The organism is Halanaerobium sp. DL-01 (assembly GCF_003338615.1).
Taxonomy (GTDB): domain Bacteria; phylum Bacillota; class Halanaerobiia; order Halanaerobiales; family Halanaerobiaceae; genus QPJE01.
This window is the reverse complement of record NZ_QPJN01000047.1, coordinates 1-11,046: the sequence shown is the minus strand read 5'-3', so window position 1 is coordinate 11,046 and position 11,046 is coordinate 1. Positions and strand designations below refer to the sequence as shown.

Sequence of the window (11,046 nt, the reverse complement as noted above, 5' to 3'; positions counted from 1 at the left end):
AATACAAAAGGCAAGTTAGAGGATATACTGTTGGGCTAACAGGATTTTAAGCCTGTGGAGATGGTGGGTTACCACTTCTAAGAAGCAGGAATCCTCGTGGGCTTGCCCCGAGGAGGGTCAAGAAAAAGGAATAGATCAGCTGCAGTATGGCTACTGGGGAAAAAGTTTTCGCTATGATTACCGCAAAACTCAGGATGATCTTAAATGTATAGTTGAGCTTTATGGACCTGATGAAGATTTTGAATGGCCTGATCCAGTTGAAGTTTATCCAGAATAAGCAAATGAATTGAGTTTTTTTTCTGCAAATTTCAGAATATTAAAAATTATCAATTTGTGTAAGAAGAAATTTGAAAGGAGAAAAAAATGAAACTAGATGGGAAAGTTGCTTTAGTTACTGGTGGAGGTCAGGGTATAGGAGAAGGTGTAGCAAAAAAACTTGCTGAAGCTGGCTGTAATATTGCTGTAGCAGATATTAGTAAAGAAAAGGCAGAAAAAGTTGCAGAAGATATTACAGCTATGGGCAAAAAAGCGATTGCGGTTGAAGTTGATGTAACAAACTGGGATCAAGTTCAAAATATGGTTAAAGAAACTGACAACAAACTTGGCGGACTTGATATAGCTGTCAACAATGCAGGTGTTCTCTCAATAAAACCGGTTAAAGAATTAACTGAAGCTGACTGGGACCATGTTCTCAATGTAAATACAAAAGGAGTATTTCTATGTGCAAAAGCAGAAATACCATATCTTAAAAAACGAGAATGGGGAAGAATAATCAATGTTTCTTCTGCTGCTGGTAAAGCAGGATTCCCGGAATTAGCACATTACAGTGCATCTAAATTTGCTGTTATAGGTTTTTCTAATGCACTTGCTAAAGAGCTTGCTAAAACTAAAATTACTGTTAATACAATCTGTCCTGGAATTGTAGGAACTCAAATGTGGTGTGGAGAAAATGGACTTGCTGAAGCATGGAGAAATGAAAATGAAACCAGAGAACAGTCATGGCAGCGTCATCAAAAAACTTTAATTCCCCAGGGCGAAGCACAGACTCCTGAAGATATAGGAGGTTTAGCAGTTTATTTTGCAGCTGCACCGCATGTTACAGGACAGGCTGTTGCTGTTGATGGAGGAATGACACTATAGATTTAATAAATTTACCACTCCAATAAAAATAATATTGTGTCAAAGCCTAATCTCATTTTATTATAGTCAATTAGATAAGGTTAAGTTTTTTATATTTACATTAATCATAAAAAAACATTGCTGAAATTAGATTTTTAAAATAATGCAGTATATAATAATAATAAGAATAATCAAAAATTAAGGAGGGTTATGAATGGATCATTCTACAATAATGGCTGTTCTGGTTGATAAGAGAACTGATGCTGCACCTGAGGTACAGAAAATATTGACTGACTATGGATGTTTTATTAAAACCAGATTAGGAATGCACGAAAGCAGTACCTGTGCAGATGAGGGAATGATAATTCTAGATCTAACTGCTGCCGATGAAAAAGTCAAAGAACTTAAAGATGAGTTAACTAATATTGAAGGTGTTAAAGTGAAAAGTATGAAATTGGATTTTTAATGTTTTTTAGTCTTTAATTACTACTAAATAGAGAGGTCGAGAAATAATTAGTTTATTTCCCGACCTCTATCTACAATATACCATTCTCCTTTGAGCAATTCACTGTAGTCTTGCTTTAACACCACCGGTGCAGAGACTTTTTGCTTATAGTGCCTGCTTAAAAATTTGTATTATTTTATTTGCTAACTTCACTCTATATTATATGCAGCCCTAAATCCTTCATGGATAGCATCTATTATTTTTCTGGGATATACACTATCTCCTGCTAACTGGACATTAATATTTGTTTCTTTTAACTGTTCCAATAACTCTTTATTTTCACTATACCCTACAGCCAAAACTACTGTTGATATATCTTCAATTATTTGTTCCTTTCCTTTCTTTTCTATTATCACTTTATTTTCTTTAATTTCTTTTAATGAAGTATTTTTGCTAATATCAACATTTAGTTTATTTAAATTGGCCAGAAGTAATGGTTTTATTGAACCAACATCTGCACCAATCTGATCCAGAGCTTCAATCACCTGAACATCAAAACCCTTTTCTGCTAAATATTCCGCAGTTTCACAACCAACAAGTCCTGCCCCAACTACCAGAATATTACCTTCCACTTCAGCTCTGCCAGTTAAAACATCTTCAGCAAATACAACATTTTTTCTATCAGCACCTGGAAGTTCAGGTTTTATAGGAGTAGAACCTGTTGCCATGATTATTTCATCAACATTATTATTTTCAATTAAATCTTTATCAACTTCGGTTCCTAATTTTATGTCAACTCCTACCTTTTCCAGCTGTTTCTTGAGATATTGATTTAAATCATCAAATTCATCTTTATAGGGAGGAACAATTACTGAACTGAATTTTCCACCTAATTTGTTTTCTTTTTCATAGAGTTTAACTTTATGTCCTCTTTCAGCTGCAGTCCGGGCAGCTTCCATTCCAGCCGGGCCTCCACCTATGACCATAACCTCTCTTGGAGTAGTAGTTTTATTGGTATTATATTTATATTCTTGTCCACACAGTGGATTACCCAAACATGTGATGGAATCACCAGCAAACAAACGGTCAATACACCCCTGATTACAACCTATACATTTTCTAATATCTTCTTCTCTTCCTTCTTCCATTTTTTTAGGAAAATAGGGATCAGCTAAAAAACCACGGCCTACAGCAACCATATCTATCCCTTTAGCAATAGTATTTTCTAATTTTTCTGGATTTTTTAAACGACCTACTACCATTACTGGAATCTCTCCATTAATAGCTTCTTTTATTTCCAGTGCATTATCTACATATAATCCTTCACTTTCAAAGAAAGGCTGGATTATTTTATGACTGGTTTCATATACTCCTCCAGATACATGAATAAGATCTATACCTTCATTTACTAAATCTTGGGCATAGTTCTTTGTCTCATTTATAGTTAAACCTCCTTCAACAAATTCCTCAGATGTCAAACGATAGGTAACTGTATAATTATCTCCAACTTTTTTTCTAATATTTTTGACTACTTCTAGAGGAAATTTTTTTCTATTCTTAAATGAACCACCATATTCATCATTTCTTTTATTACTATAAGGTGACAAAAATTGATTTAATAAGTATCCATGTGCCCCGTGTATTTCAACCAGATCAAATCCAGCTTTTTTAGCTCTTTCAGCTGCCTTAGCAAATGCGTCTATTATTTCATCTATTTCTTTTTTGGTAAGTTCTTTAGGCTTTTCCTGTTTTACCGGACATGGTATAGGTGAAGGAGCAACTACCTGTTGACCTGTCACATCTGAACTGGTCTGTCTTCCTCCATGATATAATTGTATACCAATTTTGGAACCTTCCTCATGAACAATTTCAGTTAATTTCTTTAAATCAGAAATTAACTCATCTTTATGAATACCTAATTCATTCCTAAACCCTTTTCCAGTAGGGTGGACATAAGCTGCTTCAAGAATTATTAATCCAGGTCCTCCCCTGGCTCTTTCTCTAATATATTCTATATATCTATCAGTAAGCTCTCCATCTTCACCACAATAATTGGTTACCATTGGGGACATAGCTATTCTATTCTTTATTGATAAATTACCTACTTTGAGTGATTCAAAAACTTTATCTCTCATTTTATTTCCTCCTTATCATAATTTTTTTCACAATAATATTGTAAATAATTTAACGGTGTTTGTCAAGAAAATTGTCGAATTTATTTGAAAATTTGTTTAAATATGACTTTTTTGTTGTAGTCTCTTATGTAAATTGCATATCTTCTGGACAGCAATAAATTGTATAATTTTTTTAGATATTTAAATCTCCCATTAAGACACCAACAACTTCTTCCTGCTTTTTAATCGGTACAGAGATTGCAATACAATAATTATAACTATCCAGCGAAATATAGGGATCAGAATAATATACATTACCCTTTATAGCCTCAGAAAAATATTCTCGATGAGAGAAGTTTTTTGTCAGATCTTCTTCCTCTATATTAGAAGAAAAATTCATTCCTTCTGGATTAAAAATTGACAGCATCTCAAATCGATCATATTTTTTTATTAACTTCTTTAACAACATTCGGCTCTGATTATTGTCCTGCATTAATTTGGGTGAGGATATTTCTTTTAATATTTCAACACTTTCCTCAATTATCTTTTTGTCAGCTTCTGTTATTTCAAATGCCTGCATAAAATAATTAGTTTCCTTATTCAAATCTGATATTTCTTGATAAAACCCTTCCATATAATCATCTATCTGCCCAATGAAATTTTTCTGCTCCTGGGTATTAGCAGTTATCTCTTCAACCCCGGCTGCAAGCTGCTGAGAATTAACCGTAATCTGATCCATCATATTTTTTACCTGTTCTGAAATTAAAATAAGTTGAAAGTATTTTAAGTTGATTGTTCTCAGACTCAATTTCAACGTTCATGCTTCCCTCTGCCAATAATTTAAATTTATTTTTTAACAGTTTCAATATCTTATTTTTGCTTCTTAGCCTTAATAGAAGGATTCCCAGGACTATTGTAATAAATATTATAAGTAAATACATTTCTTCTCTCCTAATTTAAAGAAAAAGGCAGAAGAATTAAACTCATTCCGCCTTTTTCCCATTATAATTAATTATAATCTTTTAATAGAATCTGGCTAAAATCAGTCCACTCACCCTGTACATAATCTAATTTAACATGTTTTTTCTTAACATCTTATTCATCTCCCCTGCTAATTAAAGTTCCAGTTTTTCCTTCTAAACCTGCCTGAGCCTTATTGAGTGAAGTTATTAAAGCTTTGCCGCTCTTCTTTTTTTCTACAAAACTGACTGCTGCTTTTACTTTGGGCAGCATACTTCCCGGTGCAAAATGGCCCTCTTCAATATATTTTTTTGCCTGCTGAATATTAATTTGATCTAACCATTTTTCATCTTCCTCTCCAAAATTAATAGCAACTTTATCAACTGCAGTCAGAATAACCAGCAGATCGGCATCAACAATTTCAGCTAGTTTTTCACTGGCGAAATCTTTATCGATTACTGCCGAAACACCTTCTAAAAATCTTCCCTCTTTAATAACAGGTATCCCACCACCTCCACAGGCAATTACCAGCTGTTGATCTTCAATTAGATTTGTAATTATTTCTTTTTCTACAATATCCACTGGCTGGGGACTGGGCACAACTCTTCTATAACCTCTACCGGCATCTTCTATCATTTGATAACCTTTTTCTTCTTTAAGCTTAACTGCTTTTTCTTGACTATAAAAACTACCTACAGGTTTGGAGGGGGAATCAAAAGCTGGGTCATCTTTATCTACAAGCACCTGGGTGATTATTGTAGAAACTGACTTATTGATTTTTCTTTTTTCAAGTTCAGCTCCCAGTGCATTTTGCAGATGATAACCAATATATCCCTGGCTCATTGCTCCACATTCGGGGAAAGGGATAATTGGTATGCTATTATCTAACAAACTTTGATTTTGAAAAGCAAGATTGATCATTCCAACCTGAGGTCCATTTCCATGAGCAATAACTAATTTATGACCTTTTTCTATTAGATCAACCAGATGTACTGCAGTTTCTTTAACTAATTTCTTCTGTTCAGTTAGAGTTTGACCTAATGCATTGCCGCCAAGTGCAACTACAATTTTCATTTTTATTCCTCCTGTATATTTATTTTGCATTTTATTGACTCTACCATATATTATTTGACGTTATCTTTCTATCTTGTTAATCTATAAATAGCTTTGGCATAGATTTCTATACACTTAAATAATGAATCAAGTTTTAGATACTCATTTGTTTGATGTTCAACTTTTTCTTCACCTGGAAAAACTGATCCAAAAGCAACACAATTTTCAATCGCCCGTGAATAAGTTGCCCCTCCACTGCTTAAAGGTGCTGCTTCTTGCCCAGTTACATCTGTAAATACTTTTAAAAGAGTTTGAACAAGAAAATCATCCTCTTTAATATATAATGAATCTAAATAATCATGTTCTATATATTTTAAACCATAGGATTTAATTTTTTCTTGCAATTTATTTACTATTTCTTCTTTTTTAATAGTAACTGGAATTCTAATATCAAAAAACAACTCCTGCTTTGTTTGATCTAGTTTTATTTTCCCCAAATTTATTGTTAAAGGACCCGATTCTTTATCTGCTAAATCTCCAAATATTTTAAGCCCCTTATAATCTTCTCCCAGATAATCGTTAAAGAAATTAATACTTTCTATGTCTGAATATATATTATCCAGTGCTTTAAGCATAACAGCAATAGCATTCTTACCATTATAGGGTTTAGAGGCATGAGCACTTTTGCCAAATACAGTAATTAGATTATTATCAAACTGATAATTAGCCTTTAATTTATCCAGCTCTCTAATTAATTTATCTGGATCATCTGATTGATAACTAATTTCATTTGGCACTACATTAAATGCTGTTCCACCGGCTAAATTAATTTCACTGCTGTTTTCAGAAACTAGTTTAAACTGCAGCAGAGCTTTTTCAGCATTTATCAGGGGAAAATTGCTATCTGGAGCAAAAGCAAAAGTTGGTTTTTCTTCATTGACTAAATATTGTTCTATACTGCGCCACAGTGTTTCTTCATCTAAACCAAATATAAATCTGATTCTTTTATTAAAATAAACACCCTGATCTATAAGATTTTTAACTGCATAAAGAACAGCTATTAGTGGGCCCTTATCATCTATTGTGCCTCTTCCATACAGCTTTCCATTTCTTTTAGTTAGCTTAAATGGTGGGCTTTCCCAATCAGCTTCACTGCCGGCTGGAACAACATCAAGATGACATAAAATACCAAGCATTTCTTTACCAGATCCTATTTCTGCATAACCATACTGACCAGCTCCATAAAAAGTTTTAAAGCCAAAGTCCCGAAAAATTTCTAAAGTTTTACGCAGACACTTATCTATCTCTGCTCCAAATTCATATTTTTCCGAATCTTCAGCATACACACTAGGACAGGCGATAAGCTCAGCTAAAACAGAAATTATTTCGTCTGCCTGAGCCTCAATTCTCTGCGCTATTTTCATAATTACCTCCTAAAAATTTTTAAATTCAGTAATTTTTAAATCAATACTCCCAAAGAAAGCATAATAATAGTAAACAGGAATATTGCTAACAAAAGTTTCCAAACATATTTTATCCATTTACCATAATTAACTTTTGCAATTGCAAGACCTCCCATTACAACAGCACTTGTGGGAGTAATTAAATTTACAATACCACTTGCAGATTGATAAGCTGTTACCACTATATTTCTTGATACATTGGCAAAATCACCCAGTGGAGCTAAAATCGGCATTGACAAAGTGGCTAAACCCGAGGTGGAAGGGATCAAAAATGATAATGGAATATAGAATAAATAAGCTAAAATAGTAAAGGAAACAGAGCCTAAATTTGAAAGTAGATTTTCGCCATAATTCAACACTGTTCCCGAAATATTTCCATTATTCATGATAATTGTAATACCCCGGGATATAGCAACTATTAAAGCAACACTAATTAAATCACTAGCACCACTTACAAATGAATTTACAATCTTTTTTTCTGACATGCCAGCAATTAAACCAATAATAATAGCAGATGTCATAAATAAAGTTGATAATTCTCCAAACCACCACCATAAAGTTGGTACAGCTGTTATTCCTAGATCTTCAAAAGGAATTACACCAAATATCATTACTAAAAATGTTAGAGCAAATACTGCAATTATTATTTTTCTGCGTTTAGTAAATTCGGGGAATTCATCTTCTTTTTTTCCTAAAAAATGCTCTTTATTTTCTTCTCGCTGACTGTAAACTAAAGACTTGGATGGATCATTTTTAACTTTTTTGGCATAGCGCATAGTATAGAAAATAGCAATTAATTCCCCTAAAACTAAAATCGCCAATCTCAAACCAATTCCCCTACCAAGTGATATTTGAGCAAAGTTAGTTGCAATTCCTGTTGCAAAAGGATTGACTGTAGAGCCTAAAACTCCAACTCCAGCACCTAATAAAATAACAGAAACAGCTGTAATCGCATCATAACCAGCTGCTATAAATATCGGAATAACCAGAGGATAAAAAGCTATTGTTTCTTCTGCCATTCCATAAGTACTACCACCAATACCAAATAGTGTCATTAGAACAGGTATCATCCAAATTTCTTTACCTTTTAAGGCCTTAGTAACCGCTGCAATACCAGCATCAATTGCTCCACTCTTCATTGTGACACCTAAAAAACCACCGATTACTAAAACAAATAGGGCAACATCTACTGCATCATAAAAACCATCAATTGGTGCTTTTAGAATGTCAAATATACCTTGAGGATTCCTATCTGTTTGGTGATAAGTCCCAGGTACAGGCTTACCAGCTTCTTTTTGATATTCTCCAGCTGGAACAACCCAGGTTAACATTGCTACTATTATAATAATTATAAAAAGAATTGTATAAGCAGTTGGCATTTTAAATTTTTTCATAGTTATCCCTCACTCCTTAGTTTTAATTTTAAACAATTTATTATTAGACTCTATCCTCCCATCACATAGGAAGGATAGAGTTATAAATTTAATTACCTGCTGTTGCTACCATTACTGCTTTGATAGTATGTATTCTATTTTCTGCTTCTTCAAAAACCCTAGAATGTTTACCATTAAAAACAGCATCGGTTACTTCCATTTCTTTAAGTCCAAATTTCTCTTCAATTTCTCTGCCAATTGTTGTTTTATTATCATGGAAGGAAGGTAAGCAGTGCAGAAAAATAACTTCATCATTGTTAGCTTTTTCAATCAGAGACTGATTAACCTGATATTTTTTTAGAAGTTCTATTCTTTCTTCAAATTGATCTTCTTCTCCCATTGAGACCCAGACATCTGTATAGACTGCATCAGCACCCTCGACTGCTTCTAAATCTTCAGTAAGATTAATCCTGGCCCCAGTTTCTGCTGCTATTTCCTGCATATCTTTAACAAGTTCTGCTTCCGGCCAGAGAGATTTAGGTGCCAGAGCAACAAACTCCATTCCTAATTTGGCGGCAGCAATTAAAAGAGAATTGCCCATATTATTGCGAGCATCTCCAGTATAAACTAACTTTATTTTATCCAGAGCTTTGTTTGTGTTTTCTTTAATAGTTAAAAGATCAGCCAGTACCTGAGTCGGATGATAACTGTCTGTTAAACCATTCCAGACCGGTACTCCAGAGTAAATTGCCAGTAGTTCTACATCACTCTGTTTAAAACCTCTAAATTCTATTCCATCATAAAATCTTCCCAGCACTTTAGCAGTGTCTTCGACCGTTTCTTTTTTACCAAGCTGACTGTTGGTAAGGTTTGTTACATTTGCACCTTCATCATAAGCTGCTACCTCAAAAGCACATCTAGTTCTGGTTGAAGATTTTTCAAATAATAGAACAATGTTTTTACCTTTAAGCAGCTGGCCTTTAGCACCCGTTATTTTTTTCTGTTTTAAATCTGCTGCCAGGTCAAGTAAATAATGTATTTCATCTGCACTAAAGTCTTTTAAACTTAAAAATGATCTGCCTCGTAAATTTACTCCCATTATCATTAACTCCTTTCGTTTTTAAAGATCTTCTCTAATTAAAGGCATACTCATACAGCGCGGACCGCCACGACCACGTGACAATTCGGAACTGGGGATAACATGGAGATTAACTCCGTTTTCTTCTAAAATTTTATTTGTTACATGATTGCGAGAATATACCACTACTTCTCCAGGAGCTATGGCCAGGGTATTAGAACCATCATTCCACTGTTCTCTTCCTGCATCAACTTCATCTCCTCCGGCACACTTGATCAGGGTTATTTCATCAAGTTCCAGATATTTTTGGAGAATATTATCTAAAGTATCTTCCTCTTCATCAATTTTTAGACCACCGTTATTACCTTTAGTAATCGAAAATACTTTTAATTCACCTTCAATTTGAGCGTGAATAGTAAATTTATCGTGATCAACCATGGTAAATACTGTATCTAGATGCATAAAGGCTCTTTTATCAGGTATTTTAAAAGCTAATATTCTCTCAAAAGTTTCCTGCTCATCATAAAGTAGATTTTTGGCCACTTCTTCAATAGCTGCAGCATCTGTTCGATGCGAAATTCCCATTGCAACTACTTTATCATTTAAAATTAATTCGTCTCCTCCTTCTATAGAACAGCTGGTATTATTTCTATCAAACCAGAAGGGAATCTCATAATCCCTGTAATCAGGATGATATTTAAAGATATATTCCGAAAAAATAGTTTCTCTGTTTCTGACATCTGTCCGCATATGATTTAAAGAAACTCCTCTACCAATAGTGGCAAATGGATCTCTGGTAAAGTAAAGATTGGGCATTGGATCTAAAATAAAGGGATAAGCACTATCTACCATATCATTTAAAGTACAATCAGCAATCTTCGGTACTTCTGTTTTACGCACGCCAGCCATCATTTTATCTATCAAATCTTCATTACTGAATTCAGCAAAATATTCTTTAACAGCTGATCTTTCTCCAGGACTAAAAACTCCTCCTTCATCTAGAAACTGTTCAATAAATTGGTCTTTAATATCAGCATCTTTTATAACCTCTGCAATCTGATCTTCGAGATAAACAACCTCTACTCCACTGTCTTCAAGCATTCTGGCAAATGCATCATGCTCTTTTTGAGCGATCTCTAAATATGGGATGTCATCAAATAATAATCTTTCTAAAATATCTGGTGTTAAATTCTCTACCTCTTCTCCTACGCGATGTAAGAGAACTTTTTTTAAAGGAGCTATTTCGGATCGGACATTTAATGGATACATTTTATCTTTCTCCTTTCAATTAAAAAATTAATTCTGTAAATAAATAATTTTAATTACCTTTAATAGAAGCTTTAAACAATAGAGTAGGACCAGCCTTTCAGCTGGGACCCCTCGTCAAACTGCACGTACGGTTCTCCCGTATACAGCTTTCCGTCAGTCGTTGCCCCGTCTC

At 33.9% G+C, this 11,046-nt stretch carries 10 protein-coding genes; 2 read left to right on the top strand and 8 right to left on the bottom strand.

Going from position 1 to position 11,046, the window contains the following annotated elements:
* The first annotated feature begins 363 nt into the window (after positions 1 to 363).
* Both DER71_RS11165 and DER71_RS11160 read left to right on the top strand, forming a co-directional pair.
* Positions 364 to 1,140 (top strand): SDR family NAD(P)-dependent oxidoreductase, encoded by a 777-nt coding sequence (locus tag DER71_RS11165; RefSeq protein ID WP_114458956.1) that lies wholly within the window; start codon positions 364 to 366, stop codon positions 1,138 to 1,140.
* Positions 1,141 to 1,333: 193 nt separating this feature from the next.
* Positions 1,334 to 1,585 carry a hypothetical protein gene (locus DER71_RS11160; RefSeq protein WP_114458955.1) on the top strand — a complete coding sequence of 84 codons (252 nt, stop codon included), beginning with the start codon at positions 1,334 to 1,336 and terminating at the stop codon, positions 1,583 to 1,585.
* Positions 1,586 to 1,773: 188 nt separating this feature from the next.
* On the opposite strand, the gene DER71_RS11155 is transcribed toward DER71_RS11160, so the two are convergent.
* The 8 genes from DER71_RS11155 to arcA all read right to left on the bottom strand — a co-directional run bounded on the left by DER71_RS11155 (position 1,774) and on the right by arcA (position 10,874).
* Positions 1,774 to 3,699, bottom strand: coding sequence for an FAD-dependent oxidoreductase (locus DER71_RS11155; RefSeq protein WP_114474638.1), 1,926 nt, complete (start codon positions 3,697 to 3,699; stop codon positions 1,774 to 1,776).
* Positions 3,700 to 3,871: 172 nt separating this feature from the next.
* The gene (locus DER71_RS11150) at positions 3,872 to 4,420 is read right to left on the bottom strand and encodes a cache domain-containing protein (protein ID WP_114474637.1); all 549 of its coding nucleotides are present in this window, start codon (positions 4,418 to 4,420) and stop codon (positions 3,872 to 3,874) included.
* A complete protein-coding gene (locus DER71_RS11145; RefSeq protein WP_114474636.1) occupies positions 4,398 to 4,619 on the bottom strand; it encodes a hypothetical protein in 222 nt (73 codons plus the stop codon). The genes DER71_RS11150 and DER71_RS11145 overlap by 23 nt, the downstream gene beginning before the upstream one ends.
* Before the next feature lie 154 nt (positions 4,620 to 4,773).
* Entirely contained in the window at positions 4,774 to 5,712 is a 939-nt protein-coding gene (gene arcC / locus DER71_RS11140; protein ID WP_114458952.1) for a carbamate kinase, read from the bottom strand.
* 68 nt (positions 5,713 to 5,780) lie between these two features.
* Positions 5,781 to 7,115, bottom strand: coding sequence for a Sapep family Mn(2+)-dependent dipeptidase (locus DER71_RS11135; protein ID WP_114458951.1), 1,335 nt, complete (start codon positions 7,113 to 7,115; stop codon positions 5,781 to 5,783).
* A 35-nt stretch (positions 7,116 to 7,150) separates the two neighbouring features.
* Complete coding sequence (locus DER71_RS11130) at positions 7,151 to 8,548, bottom strand: YfcC family protein (RefSeq protein WP_114458950.1); 1,398 nt, start codon at positions 8,546 to 8,548, stop codon at positions 7,151 to 7,153.
* Between the two features lie 88 nt (positions 8,549 to 8,636).
* Positions 8,637 to 9,626, bottom strand: a complete 990-nt coding sequence (argF, locus tag DER71_RS11125; protein ID WP_114458949.1) for an ornithine carbamoyltransferase — start codon at positions 9,624 to 9,626, stop codon at positions 8,637 to 8,639.
* Between the two features lie 21 nt (positions 9,627 to 9,647).
* Entirely contained in the window at positions 9,648 to 10,874 is a 1,227-nt protein-coding gene (arcA, locus tag DER71_RS11120) for an arginine deiminase (RefSeq protein ID WP_114458948.1), read from the bottom strand.
* Positions 10,875 to 11,046: the final 172 nt, after the last annotated feature.